The sequence below is a fragment of the Leptospira bouyouniensis genome (assembly GCF_004769525.1).
GTDB classification, from domain to species: Bacteria; Spirochaetota; Leptospiria; order Leptospirales; family Leptospiraceae; genus Leptospira_A; species Leptospira_A bouyouniensis.
This window is the reverse complement of record NZ_RQFT01000010.1, coordinates 232790-250609: the sequence shown is the minus strand read 5'-3', so window position 1 is coordinate 250609 and position 17820 is coordinate 232790. Positions and strand designations below refer to the sequence as shown.

Genomic DNA, 17820 nt, shown 5'->3' with positions numbered 1-17820 from the left:
CACATGAAAGAGTTCACTAAAGAAACCATCTGGCAAGTCAGAAATTCCACTTTGGGAGTGTATGTCCATTTTCCTTATTGTTTGAAAAAATGTGATTATTGTGATTTTTTTTCCGTGGGTATTGGGAGTGGGCCAGCTAACGATGAATCTACGCTCTTTAATGCTTACCAAAAAGAAGTTTTAGAAAGAATCTCTCATTTCCCGAAATTGAGAGAAAGGACTGTCGACACTGTTTTTTTAGGTGGAGGCACTCCGTCCAAAGCTTCTTCAACAAATTGGCAAAATTTAATACAATTCCTTCGTAGCGAATTTTCATTTGCTTCGGATACAGAAATTTCCATAGAAATCAATCCAGAAGACCTAAGCCCCAAATTATTAGAAGAATATGCAAGCATTGGCATCAACCGAGTGAATGTAGGAGTCCAAACATTAAATCCCAAGGGTTTAGAATTCCTAGGACGGCATTACGACAAAAACAAATATGATTCACTTGTATCCACTCTCACACATTCACCCATTAAACGAGTTGGAATCGATTTGATGTATGGAATACCTGGATTAAATGCATTCGATTTTTATCAGGACTTAGATATATTCCTTGGTGCAAACCTTCCCCATTTAAGTTTGTATTCACTCACTTTGGAAAAAGGGACTCAGTATTCACGAGATGTAAGTGAAAAGAAAAAAACCGAGCCAGAAGAGTATACACAATCCGATATACTCATCACCTTACCAGAGTTAATGAAAAAGTTTGGTTACCGTTGGTATGAAGTTTCCAATTATGCAAAACCAGGTTTTGAATCAAAACACAATCTAAAATATTGGACTTATGAACCCTACCTTGGGATAGGACCTGGTGCCCATGGAATGATCGAAGGATTTCGGTATGGAAATCCAAGGAATGCTGATCTTTACCAAAAAAAAATACCGACAGATAAATATGAACCTATTACCCCAAGTTCAGAACTTAGCCTCACTCTGTTTCGTCTTTTTTCTCCTTTTCGGTATTTAGAATTTATTGAAACCCATCTAGAAAAAAAATCTCAATCCAAATACATCCAAACCATACAGTCATGGGAAAAACGAGGGCTCTGTGAACTTGATGATGGAGTTTTCCAATGGAAAAAGGAAGCATTACTTTTGTTAGATGATTTGATCTTTGAAATTGCAGATTGAATTTTCCTAAATCCTTTGCAAAATAATCGTAAAAAAAGATTGCCCATAGACCCCTCTCGAAAAATACTGTTCGTATCCCGGGCCTGTAGCTCAGTTGGTTAGAGCACTCGCTTGATAAGCGAGGGGTCACAAGTTCAAGTCTTGTCAGGCCCATAAAAGAAACGGGGCGTTAGCTCAGCTGGGAGAGCATCTGATTTGCATTCAGAAGGTCATCGGTTCGATCCCGATACGCTCCAAAAACCCGTTTTCTCTCACCTTCCCTTCTAAAAACTTCTTGCTATCTATGGTTTTTTGCGTTACACAAAGAAAGTCATGTCCGTAAAAGAAATTCTCAAAGACAAAGCCTCCTCCGTTCTTTCCATCGAAGAAGATCGAAATGTATTGGAAGCAACACAAATGATGGTTGGTGCTAAAGTAGGATCACTCATCGTGACCTTCCAAGGAAAATTAGTGGGAATCTTTACGGAGAGAGACCTTATGCGCGTGGTAGCAAAAGACCACAACAAACTAGACCAAATCAAATTAAAGGATGTGATGACCACTCAACTCACAGTCGCTGGCCCTGAAGAAGATGTGGATGATATTTTGAACAATATGATCACAAAACGTTTTCGTCACATGCCAGTACTCGATGGTGATAAAATCATTGGGCTTATCTCGATTGGAGATGCTGTCAAAACCAAACTGAACAAAACTCAAGCAGAGATGAATATACTCAGAGAGTATATGTACGGACCACACTAAAACAACCGATTCTCTGTTAACAGGCTAATTGTTTTTTCAAGTACGATTTTTAAATTTATCGTATCTTCTCTGTTATATGCAATTAATTTATCGAGTGCTTCTTTGTTATTGGTCCTTTGGTATTCAAACCAAAGTAGTGGAGCTTCCCTTCCATCCATGCCAGCAATTGCTTCTGGGCGAACGAGACCGAGTTGGATTTCTGATTTTTTCAATCCACCTTTGATGCCAATAGAATGTAAAAGGTTCATAAGATCAAGATGTGGATTTGTCACTCTGTAATGGAATTCTCTTTCTAAAAATGGAATGTCAAATCGACGTCCATTGTACGTGACGATGATGTCTTCTTTTTGGATGGAATCAAATAAAAACTCAAGGTCTTTACCTCGTTCAAACGTACGAATTGTTTCATTCTGATACAAACTAACAACTGTCGTGACAGAAGACTCAGAAATCCCTGTGGTTTCAATGTCTAAAAAACAAAATCTCTCTGGATAATGTTGCCAAAGCCTCCAATATTCTAAACTCGGCAATTCCCTTGTAAAAAAAGAAAAGTTTGTTTCTTGGAATTCTTTTTCTAAGATTTCATACCGTTCTTCTAAAATCGAAACTGAAGGTAATTTAGGATCGTTCTGGGATTTTTGGTAGTGAATTAGGGAAGTCCAATCATACACACCTACACCTAATAATTGTTTTTCTTTCTTATCCCCGATTCCCGGAAATAATTGAAGGCTCTGTCTTAAATGAGATCCGTACATTCCTTCCACCTGCTTAATCCTTCACGAAATACATCTTCTTTTTCACCAAATCCAATCCGAAGAAAACCCTCCATTTCAAAATTAGAACCAGGCAAAACAAATACACCGGTCCTTAGATACAGTTTGTCCGCATAGGTTTCAGATAAGATCCCCGTTTGTAATTTTACCCATCCCACAAGACCTCCTTCGGGAGGAGTAAAGGATAATATGTTTGGTAAGTCCCTCCAAACAGAAGTGAAATGATCGATATTGTTTTGTACTCTTTTTTGGATCACTGGCAAAAACCGATCTTTTTTTTGCAAAAGTCCCAGAGCAATTCTTTCTGAAATTGGATTCACAGTATGTGTGAGATAATCCTTGAATGACCGAGCTCGTTTGATGAATTTTTTTTCAGCAATGAGCCATCCTACCCTAAGGCCTGTTACACCAAAACATTTTGTAAAGGAACCCGTTCCATAAAACTGGTTTCCTGGGTCCACTCCCGTTTTTCCCATTCCTCCACCCTTCGGCAAAAAACGGTAGTGTTCATCAAATAAGACTGTTTTTTTCTTTTGGCGAAATTGTTCCAAAAGTTGTTCCCACTGAAGCGAAGGAAAAGTTTGCCCTGTTGGATTATGAGGGTGGTTGATTACGTAAAGATCAGCATCTACCAGTTGCCAAGTAGAAGCAAGGAAAGCATTCTCCGATGGAACTTTGATGATCTTGGCACCAAGCATTTGGGGGATTTCGTACAATGCCTGGAAAGCGGGCCAAACAAGGGCTAATTTTGAATTTGGTCTAACTAGGAGCTGGAATGCCAAATACAATGCTTCTCCTGTTCCAGTTGTGACGAGCACTTCTTCTTCTGTGACTCCAGGATACAATTCGGCAATGGCCGATCGTAAGGCAAAAGAACCTTGGTTTGGTGCGTCATTCATCGGGATTTGGGAAAGATCTTTCCAATGGAGATCACAAAGAAGAAGCATCTCTTCCATCGTAAAATGGGATAAACCACTCTCTCCTAAATTACAGAATGCCTCTAAACGGAAACGCTCCAAGCGGTCTTCAATGAAAAATTCTCTCGGTTCCAAAATTGATTTCCAGACAACTTAGCTTCAAAAGATTAGTATGTAAGCTATGTTGAAACCAGAAGACAATATCCTATCTTGGACGAAATCACCTTTTTCTGCAGAAATCCAATCCGAGGCCAAAAAGGCATACGGGGATTGGCAAAAAGGAATCACCTCTGAACTCGTTGATTCATACGCACACGCCCTTAGTTTTGGGACGGGGGGAATCCGCGGGAAAATTGGGAATGGAATTGGCAAAATGAACCTCTACACAGTAGGTCGGGCCGCTCTAGGTTTTCTCGGTTATTTAAAAGACACAAAGGAAAATCCTTCCATTGTCATCGCTTATGACTCACGAAGGTTATCCAAAGAATTTGCCGAACTTTCTGCAAGCATTGGTGCAACACTCGGTGTCACAGTATATTTATTTCCAAAAGTCACACCGACTCCTCTTCTTTCTTATGCCATTCGATACTTCAAAGCAAGTGGTGGAATTGTCATCACCGCTTCCCACAACCCACCAGAATACAATGGATTCAAAGCCTACCTTGCTGACGGTGGACAACTTGTCCCACCAGACGATGCACTGATCATCAAACGAATCAGTGGAATAGAAGATTGGAACTCAATCCCAATGATTCCAAAAACAGACAAAGTGTATAAAAAATTTGTCAAAACTGTTGGTCCAGATTGTTTTAAAAGTTATCTAAAAGAATTAAAAAAATCGGGAATTCAGTCACAAGCAAAACCCAAAACACGCAACAATCTAAAAATCGTCTATTCTCCGTTACATGGGACAGGTGGAGAGTATATGAAACAGATGTTCGAATTTTTTGGTTATAAATCTGTTTTTTTAGTTCCCGAACAAAAAAAACCAGATGGTGAATTCCCAACTGTCAAATACCCAAATCCTGAAGAAAAAGATGCTCTCGCCTTATGTGAGTTTCATGCAAAAAAGAAAAAAGCAGAAGTTTTCATCGCAACTGACCCCGATGCAGATAGACTTGGTGTGGGTGTTCGAAAACCAGATGGAGAATACGAATATTTAAATGGTAACCAAATTGGTTCTATTATGGCTGCCTACTTATCCGAAAGGAAAAAACCAAAAAACAAAGTGTATCATTTGGTCAAAACTATCGTGACAACTGACTTACAAGAAGCCATTGCCAAAAAAAATGGAATCAAAATCAAAAATGTACTCACTGGTTTTAAGTATATCGCAGAAGAGATGAAACAAATCGAATCCAAAAAGAACAACTTGTTTTTGTTTGGTGGTGAAGAATCGTATGGATACTTACCTGTTCCTTTTGTGCGCGACAAAGATTCTTTATCTAGTGCTTTACTTTTCATTGAAATATTGGCAGAAAAAACCGACTTACTCGCATATCTCAATGAAATTTATTTAAAATATGGATTGTATCGCGAAAGTTTATATTCCTTAACCTTGGAAGGTAGCACTGGCCAAGAAAAAATCAAACAAGCCATTGAGTCCTTACGTAATGAAAACCTAATCGGAAAAATGATTGGTGGGCGGAAGGTAGTCAGTGTCCTCGACTATGAAACACAGAAAGCAGATGGAAAAGGAAAAACATCGGTATTTAAAGGAATGCCTAAATCAAATGTCATCCAGGTAGAATTAGAAGGGAATGCAAAATTAACCATCAGACCTTCTGGAACAGAACCAAAGGTAAAAGTGTATTCCTCATTTGCTTCCCTAAAAAAACCAAAACAAATTTCTGAGATACCTAGTTTATGGGAATCTCTTGGCAAAGAAATTGTTTTGGCAGAAAAAGAATTTTTACAACTAGCAGGCCTAATATGAGTTCCGAAACAAAAACAAAATTCGAAAGTATAAAAAATCTTTCTGATAAATACCTCCTCAATACCTATAATAGATATCCAATTGCTTTCGAATATGGCGTGGGTGAAATGATCTTTGACCAAGATAACAAAGGTTATATTGATTTTTTGGCAGGGATTGCAGTGTCAAACCTTGGCCACGGTGAAGCGGATTTAATCGAAGCAATGCGAAATCAAATGGATAAAATATTACATTCGAGTAATCTCTATTATTCAGAAGAACAAGCCAAACTTGCCGAAGTAATCATTGAAAATAGTATTCCTGGTAAAGTTTTTTTATGTAACTCAGGAACGGAAGCAAATGAAGCAGCATTCAAACTCATGCGCCGCCATGGCGTAAACCAAAACATTGACAATCCTGTTATTTTAGCGCTTCAATCTAGTTTTCATGGAAGAACATTATCTGCAATGTCCATGACAGGAAATGAATCGGTACGAAATGGGTTTGGAGAATTAGCAGCTGATATTCATTTTGTGGAAGCCAATAATGAAGATTCTCTTATCCAAGCCTTTGAGCAATACGGTGGTTCCGTTGCTGGTATCATTATGGAGCTCATCATTGGCGAAGGTGGAGTGATCCCACTTACACAATCATTTGTTAATTTAGCTCGTAAACTTACAGAAGAAACAAATTCTCTCCTAATCTTTGATGAAATCCAAACAGGAATGGGAAGAACTGGAAAAATGTTTTGTTTTGAACATTACGGAATGTATCCAGATGCATTTACACTTGCAAAAGCATTGGGTTCTGGATTTCCGATTGGTGCCCTTGTTGTATCCAAAGAATATGAATCAGTATTAGAAAGAGGAATGCATGGTTCTACATTCGGTGGGAACCATTTAGCATGTGTGGCAGCATACGAAACTTTTAAAATTTTGCTCTCTCGAAACATACTCGACCATGTATCAACAATCTCTGAACAAATGTTCTTACGCCTAAAACAAATGATGGAATCCACTGGTAAAATCAAAGAAGTGCGAGGACGAGGTCTTCATATAGGTGTGGAATTGTATACAGAATCAAGACCCGTTGTTGAAGAATGTCTGAAACGAGGTCTAGTGGTGAATAGCACCGCAGGAAAAGTCATTCGCATCATACCTCCACTTATCCTGAGCATAGAAAAAACATCAGAAGGGTTGGATATTTTAGAATCAGTATTAAAGGAAATGAAATGAAAAAAGTAGCAGTTCTTGCCGGTGATGGAATCGGTCCAGAAGTTATGGAAGTCGCCCTACAAGTTGTAGGGAAAGCATTAGGAAACAAAGCGAGTGATTTCAGCTTTGAACACGCATTAGTTGGTGGAGCTGCCATAGATGCAACAGGTTTCCCACTTCCAGAAGAAACTTTAAAACTTTGTGAGAAAGCAAATGCAATCTTTTTTGGCTCTGTAGGTGGACCAAAATGGGAAAGCCTTCCTCCTGATAGACAACCAGAACGTGGAGCACTCCTACCTCTCCGCAAACATTTTGATTTATTTGCAAACCTTCGCCCAGCAATCATTTACCCAGAGTTAAAAAAGGCAAGTCCCATCCGTGGAGACATCATTGGCGATGGTCTTGATATCTTAATCTTAAGAGAACTAACATCAGGTATTTATTTTGGAAAACCAAAAGGAAGAGAAGGTAGTGGAGCAGAAGAATTTGCCTTTGACACTATGCGATATTCTAGAAGAGAAATCGAAAGAATTGCACGTACAGCATTTGAAGCCGCAAGAAAACGAAATAAAAAAGTAACCAGTATTGATAAAGCAAACGTTCTCACTACTTCTGTATTATGGAGAGAAGTGGTTGTGGAACTTCATAAAAAAGAATACTCTGATTGTATATTGGAACATTTGTATGTGGACAATGCAGCAATGCAACTCATCGTAAAACCGAAACAATTTGATGTCATGTTATGTGAAAATATGTTTGGAGACATTCTTTCAGATGAGGCTTCGATCATCACTGGATCCATTGGAATGTTACCATCAGCCTCACTTTCAGAGTCTGGTTTTGGATTATATGAACCATCTGGTGGTTCGGCTCCAGATATCGCGGGCAAAGGAATTGCCAACCCAATTGCACAAATCCTTTCAGGGGCACTGATGTTACGATATTCTTTCGGAATGGAAACGGAAGCAGTTTCGATCGAAAATGCGATTCGGACTGTTTTAAAGAAAGGGTTTCGTACTAGGGACATTGCCGAAGAAGGCACAACCGTTCTTGGAACCAAAGAAATTGGTGTTGAAATCGAAAAGGCACTTGGATAAGGTACGTAGAACATCATGCAAGCAGGCATAGGACCGACAGGCAGACCATATCAGATTCTCATCGCCGAGAATTCCAAATTCCAGTCCAAACAACTCCAACAGATTTTGGAATCAGAAGGTTTCAAAATCATTGGAATTGCCGAAACCGGGAAAGAACTCTTAAAGATGTACAAGGAAAATCGCCAACAGATAGACCTTGTTACCATCGAAATTTTTTTACCAGAAGTTGATGGATATGCAGCATTTTGGGACATGAAAGAAATGGGTGTTTTACCACGGGTCCTTTTTATCTCGGAAGAAAACACACCGTCTGTCATCAAAGCTCTACTTGAAAATGGTGCAATGGATTACATTGTAAAACCAATCAAACGAGAAAAAATCTTAGAAAAAATCAAAGAAACCCTCATCAAGATTCCCAAAGTATAAAGTTTAAATTCCTACCCTCTTCTTTTGCCCTGTGGCTAAAGAATTGAGGGGTTTGGTAAACTTCTGTTTGATCATTGGTGATGTTGATTGCATCACCGAACTTCCGTTTCACTCTCTTTTCAATGGCAAGACCGACATCCAAAAGGTATTTACCTTGTCCTTTGGGTTTGCACACACTCTCTCCCAAATCTTTAAAAAAGGTGGCTACGTCTTCACCCACTTCATAATTATTTTGTTGTATATAGGGACCAAGCTCCAATCGTAACTCATCCAAACCAAATCCAACTCTTAACAATTGATCCAACAAATTCTCTGTGATCCCAAGTTTTGTTCCTTTCCATCCGGAATGAATAACGGCGACGAATGGACGTTTAATGGAATGCACAAATACAGGAACACAATCGGCGGTTCTCACTACCAAAACTTGGTCTTTTTGGTAACTAAAGAGAGCATCACCCTCCTGTAATGCATTGAAATTCATAGAAGAAAGAGAAGGATCAATTTGCTGGATGGTATCACCATGCACTTGGTTTAAACTATATACAAGGATCCATTTTTTTCTAAGCTGAGTTCGAATCATATCATTTGTATAGGAAACCCATTCCTTGGGATTTTTTGGAAACATTTGAATTGTTTTATGTTCAACTATTCCATTTTGAAAACCTTTACTCAACGCTTCTTTTCCAATGGTTCCATAAATCACATTTCCATAGGAGAGATTAATTTCCTTTCTCATTTGGAACCATTACTCCCAAAAAACCTAGGTGAATCCACTTCCCATTTTTCTGTTTGAAACTTTGAATAAAGAGTTTCACAACTCCAATCCTTCCTCTTACAAAGAGTTTTAATTTTAATTGGATGATAATTCCAAAGATAAAAACGAAGAGGAACCTTTCTCCAAGTATAAATGATAAATGGTAAATCCAACTCAGGTAATCGATTATCGAGTAATAAATCAATTTCCCGAATGTTTAAATCTTCGTAGGCAAGTTGTGTTTCATGTCCTATCCTACCCCTTTCCAGAATCTGTTTTTTTGAATAAATCTTATCAGTCAGACCCGATTCCGCTTCAAAAGCGTAGTTTGGTTTTAAATAATAAATAAAATGTGCTTGAGCACCAAAAAATGCAACTCGTAAAGCTTTTAAAGCACCTTCATCATACCCACTCGAATCCAACAAATGTTTATCATAAAACATTCGTTCTTCTACGATTCCATGCCAATCAGCTATTCGATTTTCTTTTATTTTCAATGGGTCTGAATATATTGCGGAAGATAAAATAAAAACAAATGAAAAGAGAATCGAATTTTTAGCATACATTCGATAAAAATATTTTTTTTTGTTCGATTCAATCTGAGATTGGTTTGTCCAATATTGTAACCTTTGGAATGCAAGATAGGAGAAAAATGGCAATACAGGAATCCAAAATCGATTGCCCATAAAATCTCCGCCTACATAAAACACATAAATAATATAAAGGAAAAGAGCAGATACCATAAACCTTGAATCTTTTTGAAGGTAGAGCAAATGATATAATTGTATTCCCGAAAGGAAAATCACAAAAGGATACAATGGATAAGATTTGATTAAATATAAAAAATAATACAAACCTTGTGATAGATAACTACCTTTATTTCCTTTTGCATAAAACGTATTCGGAAAAAATTCACTGTAATAATGATAACGAAACCCTATAAAACATAAAAATAAAAAACCATAAAGAATTGGTTTAAAATATTGCCTTCTTGAGAACCAATCAAAGCAAACAAAACTTAAAAAAAGTGCACCCTCAGGGCGAATGAGTGAAGCCAATAAAAACGCCAAAAAAACGTGGTTGCTTCGTTTTTCCCAAAGCAAAAGCCCCAAACTAATAAAAAATGTAAAAACGGAAGTTTCCAATCCAGAACTTGCAAAAATATAAAAATGATAAAAGAGTGATAAGTGAATCACAAGCAAAGGATAAAACAATCCAAAACTTTTATCGTTTTCTTCTTTAAAAAATAATAAAAGCATAGCCAGAAAGAAAAATATCCCTGAATAAACAGACAAAATTTGAGGTTGAATCCCGAATCCATACCCGATGGATAAAAAGATGGTCCATAAAAAATTTGTATAACCTTCTACCCTTTCCCCTACATTAAATACAAGTCCGTTCCCTTCCCATAAATTCCTTGCATATAAAAAACTTATGTATGCATCATCACAAATCCATTTCCAATGAAACGCTTGGTAAATAGCGTATCCAATGATAAAGATCGCAATTACATAGTACGATAAAATATTCCGCTTTAAAGAATTCATGATCTTAATCCAATTCGAATGATTTAATAAACTCTTCTATGATTTTGATATGATCCATTTCTGGTGTTGGATTTTCTAAGGAAGGTTCATAGAGGTAGTCATCAAAAACATGAAAATCAAAAATTTTTAATTCAAAGTCTGGTAAAGTGATGATGATGTTTTCAGCATGGATATCAAAGATGAGTTTTTCTTCTTCCGCTAAGTATTTTGTGACTTCTATCACACGATTAAAATCCACTGCAATTTTCTTAAGTTTTGATTTTGAAATCACTCCGAATCGATGCGAATCAAAATTTAATTTCCATTTAGGAAATAATTTATCTAAAATAGGATTTTGATCCAATTTTTCATTTCGAATTGTGAATTCTTTTAAATGTTTACCGGCAAGGAGAGGTTGTTGGTCACAAGGAGTAAGAGTGATATTGGGAATTCCAAATGGATTTTTCCGAACACGTAAACCCATAAAAAATCGAGTCGGCACAACCAAATCAGGTATCAACGATTTCAATTTCCAATAATGCAAACGTTCCAAACCCAATCGTTTGAATTTAAAATCAATTTCATCTTTTTTAGAATCACGAAATGTTTGCTTCTTCAAAAAATCACGAAGTTCTATTTCTTCTGGTTTTAAAAAACGAGATAAATCTCGGCCGACCTCTTTGTATAAGGAACCAAAAATGACATCGGAAGGTAATTTTGATTTTCCAATTTTAACAACTTGGTTCCAAGGAAGTTTATACACAAATTTGTATGAACCTCGACCTATATAATCCTCAGATGATAAGGGCATAAAATTGTCTAAGAATTCGCGCTGGTAACGAAATGTCATACGGAAGACATGAGATACAGGAAAGAACCTTTCATATAGGTTCCGAAAAAAACCAGATTTTCTGAGGACTTCATCCACTGGTAAATCTTCCAGTGGAATGGGTTTCTCATTTTTATTTGGATCGACAAACAGCTCTTTGTCGAGTCCCTTCTCCAGAAGTTCCAAAAATTGGGGAATTTTTCCCCAATTTGGATATTGATTCCAAATTTTGAAGATCTTATCTCGGATCTCTTTGATTGGACCTTTTTTTTCAGACACTTCTAATTTTTATTTCCAACGAATAATAGATTCATAATCGATAAACTTTTCTTTTTTGGTAAATGATTCGGTTAGCTTCTTATCCTTTTCCTCATCATACCACCAATAATCCGAAGAAAAACTTTCATCTCCATACTTTCCTAAAGGTAAAGATGGCATTCCGTATTTTTGCCAATACAAAAGTCTTGTACTTGGCAAGTGCCAAAGTAACACATATGGGTATTCTTTATAGACAATTCGATCTATTTCCTTAAGGATTTCATTCCGTTTGGAAACTGAAAATTCAGTTTTTTGTTTTTCGATGAGTTTGTCTACTGCAGGAAGTTTAAGACCAGGTAAATTGGGTTGGCCTTGTTCATCAGCATACTTTGATAACCATTGAGATTCCGGATCTTTAAATATTCCAGAACCCCATGCCGCCCAAGTCATATCAAAATCGAATTTATCAACTCGCTCACTCCATGCGGCTAAATCAAGTGTATCAATTGATGCGCGAATCCCCACTTCTTTTGCCTTTTCCAAAAAAACTGTAAAATATTTTTCTGTTTTTTTATCACGATCTAAAATCGAAAATTGAAATGGTTTTCCATCTTTTTCTAAGATTCCTTCTGCATTTGGTTTCCAACCGGCATCCGATAACAATTTCCTTGCCTTTTCGAGATCAAATTCAGTTGGAACATTTGGATTTTTTTCTCCACCTAAATAAAAATCTGGATAATAACTATTGGTTGGATCATACTCACCATACGCCAGTTTGTCGATCATAAGTTTCCGATCTACAAGTAAGTTCATTGCTTCTCGCACTCGTTTATCAGAAAAAATTGGCCGTCTGGAATTCATTGCCCAGCCCTGGAAACCAATTGGTTTTAAATTAAAAATTCTTTGTTTGGCGATCCAGTTTTTATCAAATGCTTCACCTTTTGCTTCTTCTACCCATACAAAAGCAGAATATACAGGATAAATGTCTATATCTCCTTTTTTGAAAGCCTGTAAAGCGACTGCTTCTTCATTATAAACTTTATAAACAATCTGATCAAAATTGTTTCTACCTTCGTTGAAAGGATAAGCCCTTTGCCACCAATCTCCTCTTCTTTCTAATTTGATGTATCGATTCTTTTTTACTTCTGTAATTTTGTATGGGCCAGAAACTACAGGGAATTCCATATTTTCTTTGTTAAAATCTTTTCCTTCAAAATGATGTTTTGGTAAGATAAAAATAGAGGAGGCGATATCGTTAAAATTATTCCAATGTACTTCTTTTGCTTCGAATACAACTGTTAGATCATCAATTTTAATAGGTTTTAGGAAACGTGAAAGTGAAATCCTAAATACCGCAGTTCCATTTTTAGGGTTCATAATTGTATCGTAAGTGAAGATGACATCATCCGCAGTGACAGGTTTTCCATCCGACCAACGAGCATTGCCATCTAAATAAAACGTAAATTTCTTTTTATCTGGAGAAATTTTCCATTCCTTTGCTAAGTGAGGAATCGTTTCTAAAGTGAGTGGATGATAAGCAGTGAGTGGCTCATATAAACTTGTAAAGATACGAGCTGTTGTTGTAAATTGGTCCAAATAATAGTTAAGTGACTTAGGAAATTGATGGGAATAAATTCGAATCCTTCCACCTTTTTTTGCCTTTGGATCAGCCACTGGATTTTTTACCTGTAAGGCTTTTGGAATGGAATTCAGATCTCCATCCCAAGGTTGCTCAATCACCCGACTGAGTGACTCTTTCGTGTCCTCTTCCGAGCAGTTTTGGAAAAATAGAAATGGTAACATAGAAATGAAACCAAACAAAACAAACTTGATTACTTGGGAACGAACCATATGGTATTGAACTAATTTATGAAACATCCCTTCCATCAAATCCATTTGTACGAGATAGGCTCAAGGCTTTTTTGTGTAAAAAACGGGAAACAAATTCAGGATCTTACAAATGAAATTCAAAAAAAGACTCTATTCTCCTGGGCTGATGAAATCTGGCTAATGGGTGTTTGGAAAAATAGCCCAAGCTCTCAAAAAATCGCCCAAACCATGCCGGAATTGCAAGTTGGTTACCGCAAGATACGATCAAAGTTAAAGCAAGATGATGTCTATGGATCACCGTATTCGATTTATGAATATGTACCAGATCCCTTACTATGTGAGTCTCCCGACCTGACAGATATTCAAAAATGGTTTCATTCACAAAACAAAAAACTAATTTTAGATTTTGTTCCGAATCATATGGCAATCGATTCCCCAATCGTTTTAGAAAATCCAAATTTATTTTTAAAAACGGAAGAACCAAACGATTCAAAAAATACATTTATACATCCCAATGGAATTCGATATTATCATGGAAAAGATCCATATTTTGACGGATGGACCGATACCATTCAATGGGATTTTTCTAATTCTGAAGTTGAAAGATACCATATTCAATTATTAAAAAAGATCGCCAAACAATGTGACGGTGTTCGCTGTGATATGGCGATGTTACCGTTACCCAATGTTTTTGAAAAAACATTTGGTAAAAAATCAGTTTATCATTGGAAAAATATAATTCACACGATAAAAGAGGAATACCCTGAATTTAAATTCTATGCAGAAGTATATTGGGGTTTGGAGGAAACTCTACAAACACTTGGCTTTGATGCAACATATGACAAATCTTTCTATGATTTGTTGTTTCACCAAAACCTAGAGTATGTTTATCAATCAATCCAAAAACGTTCGTCTACTTCACTTATTCAGTTTTTAGAAAATCATGATGAAAACAGAGCATATGATACATTCGGTCTGCAATCCAAAACATACTTTGGTTTATTATCTGCAAGTCCTAGCACGATCCTTCTCTATGATGGACAAGAACTTGGACTATCAAAAAAAATTCCCGTACAAATGATTGTTGCTGATGAAGAAGAACCTGTACCAACTATCGAATCCTTTTATACGAATGCATTGTCAATCATTCAAAAAAGGTCAAAAAGTTTAGAACACAATGATATTCAATATTTTGAATACAACCAACTCCCCATTTTTGCAAGATTGTTGTATTCGGAATACCAAATGGAACTATTCATTTGGAATTTTAATCAGGTTTCTGTCTCAGGATGGATTCCATACCAAGAAGGACTGTATTACAAAGAAGAACTAACTGATATTGTAAGTGGAAATGTTTTTTCACAGGAAAAAAAAGAAGAAGGAATATATTTCCAATTAAATCCTAACCAATTACAGTGGTTTATTTTTTGACCCGCTCTGCAAAAACAACACCTTGGATCATCCTCAAGTTTTCTAATATCTCTTTTAATTGGTCCAAATGATCTACTTCTAACATAAACTTGGCGGTAAGTGTTCCATTCGGATGAGAAGAAGCCCCAGCTTCCAAAATATTAGTCTCGGTACTAGAAATAGACTCAACCATCGACAAATAAATACCTTGTACATCCTTTGCACGGACTTCAATTTGAATGGGGATTGGTTCACCAGGTCCTTCCCAACGAACCGGAATTGTTTTCATCCACTCCAATTGTTTTGTAGCAGTTGAGCAGTCCTTTTTATGAACACTCACTCCCCTACCTCGTGTGATAAAACCAATGATTTCATCACCTGGAATCGGAGTACAACATGATGCTACTCTCACGGGAACATCATTCCAACCTGCAACTGATATCCCAAATTCTTTCGTTTCTTCTTGGTTTGTATTTGGTTTGGTTGGTTTTTTAATTTTTACTTTTTTTATCTCTTTGATCGTATTTTCGTCAAAGTTCGGATTCGATGCTTCTAAGACTGACCCAATCGTTTCTTTCTGAGAATCTTCTTGAAGTTTTCGGAAATAGGCACGTAACTTCTGTCTGGCGCCAGAGGTTTTTACGATCCTTAGCCAAATAGGCGAAGGTTTGGAATTTTTTTCCGTTATGATTTCTACTTGGTCACCCGATTTTAATTCAGTACGTAACGTAACCATCCTACCATTGACTTTTCCGCCTCTTGCATGTAACCCAACATCAGTATGGATTCGAAATGCATAATCTAAAACTGTTGCCCCTTTTGGCATTTCAATGATTTCACCTTTGGGAGTGAAAACAAATACCTCATCCTCATGAAGGTCGTATTGTAATTCCTCCATAAACTCTTTTGAGTCGAGACTTGGATCTTGCCAAGATTTGAGTATTTCAAGCCATTTCATGCGGAAAGCATTTTCCACACCATTTTGTAGGATTATAGATGATTTAGAAAGATTTGTAGATTCTTTGTAGGCCCAATGTGCGGCAACGCCATTCTCTGCAATGGCATTCATCTCTTTGGTTCGGATTTGAACTTCCATAGGTCTACCATCAGGACCAAAAACAGTTGTGTGCAAAGACTGGTACAAATTGGTTTTTGGAGTGGCAATGTAGTCCTTAAATCGTCCAGGGATTGGAGTCCATAACGTATGTACAATCCCAAGTACACCATAACAATCTTTGATTTCATTCGCAATGATCCGAACAGCGCGTAAGTCAAAAATCTCCGAGAATGATTTTTCTTTTGTCACCATCTTACGATAGATTGAATAAAAATGTTTTGCCCGTCCATCGATCCTTGCGTCAATATTAATCTCAGCTAACCTTTGTTTAAGGATAATTTTTATTTTTTCAATATATTCGTCTCTCTCGGATTTTTTAGCCGATACCCTTTTTTTGATTTCTTGGTATTCTTCTGGGTGTAATGACTGAAAGGCTAAATCCTCTAATTCAAATTTAACTTTATAGACACCAAGCCTACCTGCTATTGGAGCATAAAGAGATAAAACTTCTTTTGCGATTCGTTTTTGTTTTTCTTCTGGTTGGAATTTTAATGTGCGAACATTATGAGTTTTATCTGCAAGTTTGATGAGCATCACTCTCACATCTTTAATAGTCGCAAGTAACATCTTTCGAATGTTTTCGGCTGCTTCGGTTTCCTTTGATTGTGATTTAATTTCGGAAATTTTTGTTACACCTTCTACAAGTGCCGCGATGTCTTCACCAAACTCACGAGCCATATCTTCTTTTGAATAACTCGTATCTTCGACAACATCATGTAAGAGTCCAGCTGCAATCGCCCGTTCATCGAGTCCTAAATCATCTAAGACCGATGCGACATTCATTGGATGGATAATATAAGGCTCACCGGATAACCTTTTTTGTCCTTCATGCATTTTGTCAGCGATATGATAGGCCTTTTCAATTAATTGTGCTTTTTCAGGACCAAGCCTTTTTTGGACAGCTTCAAATAACTCCTGTTTGTCTTTGATATCCTGATATAGGCCCATTATTTTATATCCAAACTAATATCTAAAAATTTGACTGTATGTGTTAAATATCCCATACTCACTCCAATCCCATCAAACTTAGACAAAAAGTTTAACTTTTCCGGTGTGATCCCACCAGAACATTCAATCCTTATCTCAGGAGCTTTTTCTTTTAACAAACAAATTGCTTTTTCTGTATCTTCATCTGAAAAGTTATCGAGTAAAATGATATCTGGCTTTGCTTTAATTGCATCATCCAATTGGAAAATTCCATCAATTTCTAATTCAATTTTTTTACCCGGATTCTTTTCTCGTACCATTTGAACAGCAATTTGAATTGATCCTGCTTTAGCGATATGATTGTCTTTTAACATCGCCATCTCAGACAAATTCAAACGGTGGTTCGCACCACCTCCTGTATACACCGCATACTTAGCAAGTTTCCGATATCCAGGAAGGGTTTTTCTTGTATCAAGGATGAGTAAATTAGGAAACTGTTTTGCCACTCGGTTTGCATTGGTTGCAATCCCCGATAAGTATTGGATGAAATTCAGCAAAATTCGTTCCATTTTGAGAATCCCAGCAAGAGTACCTTTGAGTTCACCAATCACAGTGCCTTTGGATAAACTGTCTCCATCAGATAATATGTGAGTCCAAGTGACATTCGCTTTAGTTTTATGAATGAGACATGGGATCACTGCAATTCCACATAAAATGCCTTCTTCTTTTGCAAGCAATACAGCAGAACATGTCTCATCATCTTTGAACAAAGTGTCTGTTGTGATATCACCTGCAGGTATATCTTCATCCAATGCAATTTGTACAAGTGTTTCAAAGTCTTTTTCTGAGATTTCTGTGACTGGAGAAGTGTATCCTCGGTTCATAAATGTCCTATAATTTAGACAAA

15 protein-coding genes and 2 tRNA genes are annotated in these 17820 nt (G+C 36.9%); 9 read left to right on the top strand and 8 right to left on the bottom strand.

What is annotated here, in order from left to right; genetic code table 11:
• Nucleotides 1–3: 3 nt before the first annotated feature.
• From hemW to EHQ43_RS11390, 4 genes are all read left to right on the top strand, one after another.
• Nucleotides 4–1176, top strand: a complete 1173-nt coding sequence (gene hemW, locus EHQ43_RS11405) for a radical SAM family heme chaperone HemW (protein ID WP_135771255.1) — start codon at nt 4–6, stop codon at nt 1174–1176.
• Nucleotides 1177–1255: 79 nt separating this feature from the next.
• Nucleotides 1256–1329, top strand: a tRNA-Ile gene (locus EHQ43_RS11400).
• A gap of 10 nt (nt 1330–1339) precedes the next feature.
• A tRNA-Ala gene (locus tag EHQ43_RS11395) sits at nt 1340–1412 on the top strand.
• Between the two features lie 76 nt (nt 1413–1488).
• A complete protein-coding gene (locus EHQ43_RS11390; protein ID WP_012389272.1) occupies nt 1489–1920 on the top strand; it encodes a CBS domain-containing protein in 432 nt (143 codons plus the stop codon).
• Here the strand turns inward: EHQ43_RS11390 and EHQ43_RS11385 are convergent.
• Complete coding sequence (locus tag EHQ43_RS11385) at nt 1917–2675, bottom strand: ribonuclease H-like domain-containing protein (RefSeq protein WP_135771254.1); 759 nt, start codon at nt 2673–2675, stop codon at nt 1917–1919. The two genes, EHQ43_RS11390 and EHQ43_RS11385, sit on opposite strands and share 4 nt — an antisense overlap.
• The gene (locus tag EHQ43_RS11380) at nt 2657–3745 is read right to left on the bottom strand and encodes a pyridoxal phosphate-dependent aminotransferase (RefSeq protein ID WP_135752947.1); all 1089 of its coding nucleotides are present in this window, start codon (nt 3743–3745) and stop codon (nt 2657–2659) included. Before EHQ43_RS11380 ends, EHQ43_RS11385 begins: the two co-directional genes overlap by 19 nt.
• A 46-nt stretch (nt 3746–3791) precedes the next feature.
• Between EHQ43_RS11380 and EHQ43_RS11375 the strand changes: the two genes are divergently transcribed.
• From EHQ43_RS11375 to EHQ43_RS11360, 4 genes are read left to right on the top strand one after another with little or no spacing between them, the layout of a single operon-like run.
• Nucleotides 3792–5546 carry a phospho-sugar mutase gene (locus EHQ43_RS11375; protein ID WP_135771253.1) on the top strand — a complete coding sequence of 585 codons (1755 nt, stop codon included), beginning with the start codon at nt 3792–3794 and terminating at the stop codon, nt 5544–5546.
• Complete coding sequence (locus EHQ43_RS11370) at nt 5543–6760, top strand: aspartate aminotransferase family protein (protein WP_135752949.1); 1218 nt, start codon at nt 5543–5545, stop codon at nt 6758–6760. The genes EHQ43_RS11375 and EHQ43_RS11370 overlap by 4 nt, the downstream gene beginning before the upstream one ends.
• On the top strand, nt 6757–7836 hold the full coding sequence (leuB, locus tag EHQ43_RS11365; protein WP_135752950.1) for a 3-isopropylmalate dehydrogenase: 1080 nt from the start codon (nt 6757–6759) through the stop codon (nt 7834–7836). Before EHQ43_RS11370 ends, leuB begins: the two co-directional genes overlap by 4 nt.
• 15 nt (nt 7837–7851) lie before the next feature.
• Nucleotides 7852–8262, top strand: a complete 411-nt coding sequence (locus EHQ43_RS11360; protein ID WP_135743028.1) for a response regulator — start codon at nt 7852–7854, stop codon at nt 8260–8262.
• On the opposite strand, the gene EHQ43_RS11355 is transcribed toward EHQ43_RS11360, so the two are convergent.
• The 4 genes from EHQ43_RS11355 to EHQ43_RS11340 are packed head-to-tail and all read right to left on the bottom strand — an operon-like array spanning nt 8243 to nt 13507.
• Nucleotides 8243–8998: a purine nucleoside phosphorylase YfiH/LACC1 family protein gene (locus EHQ43_RS11355; RefSeq protein ID WP_135752951.1), complete on the bottom strand. Its 756-nt coding sequence runs from the start codon at nt 8996–8998 to the stop codon at nt 8243–8245. The two genes, EHQ43_RS11360 and EHQ43_RS11355, sit on opposite strands and share 20 nt — an antisense overlap.
• Complete coding sequence (locus EHQ43_RS11350) at nt 8995–10563, bottom strand: glycosyltransferase family protein (protein ID WP_135771252.1); 1569 nt, start codon at nt 10561–10563, stop codon at nt 8995–8997. The genes EHQ43_RS11355 and EHQ43_RS11350 overlap by 4 nt, the downstream gene beginning before the upstream one ends.
• A gap of 4 nt (nt 10564–10567) precedes the next feature.
• Nucleotides 10568–11629 (bottom strand): hypothetical protein, encoded by a 1062-nt coding sequence (locus tag EHQ43_RS11345; protein WP_244242781.1) that lies wholly within the window; start codon nt 11627–11629, stop codon nt 10568–10570.
• A gap of 30 nt (nt 11630–11659) precedes the next feature.
• The gene (locus tag EHQ43_RS11340; RefSeq protein WP_244242774.1) at nt 11660–13507 is read right to left on the bottom strand and encodes an extracellular solute-binding protein; all 1848 of its coding nucleotides are present in this window, start codon (nt 13505–13507) and stop codon (nt 11660–11662) included.
• On the opposite strand from EHQ43_RS11340, the gene EHQ43_RS11335 reads away from it, so the two are divergent.
• Nucleotides 13499–14890: an alpha-amylase family protein gene (locus EHQ43_RS11335; protein WP_135771251.1), complete on the top strand. Its 1392-nt coding sequence runs from the start codon at nt 13499–13501 to the stop codon at nt 14888–14890. The genes EHQ43_RS11340 and EHQ43_RS11335 overlap by 9 nt on opposite strands.
• Here the strand turns inward: EHQ43_RS11335 and EHQ43_RS11330 are convergent.
• Nucleotides 14880–16934 (bottom strand): RelA/SpoT family protein, encoded by a 2055-nt coding sequence (locus tag EHQ43_RS11330; protein WP_135743023.1) that lies wholly within the window; start codon nt 16932–16934, stop codon nt 14880–14882. The genes EHQ43_RS11335 and EHQ43_RS11330 overlap by 11 nt on opposite strands.
• Entirely contained in the window at nt 16934–17797 is an 864-nt protein-coding gene (nadC, locus tag EHQ43_RS11325; RefSeq protein ID WP_135771250.1) for a carboxylating nicotinate-nucleotide diphosphorylase, read from the bottom strand. Before nadC ends, EHQ43_RS11330 begins: the two co-directional genes overlap by 1 nt.
• Between the last annotated feature and the right edge of the window lie 23 nt (nt 17798–17820).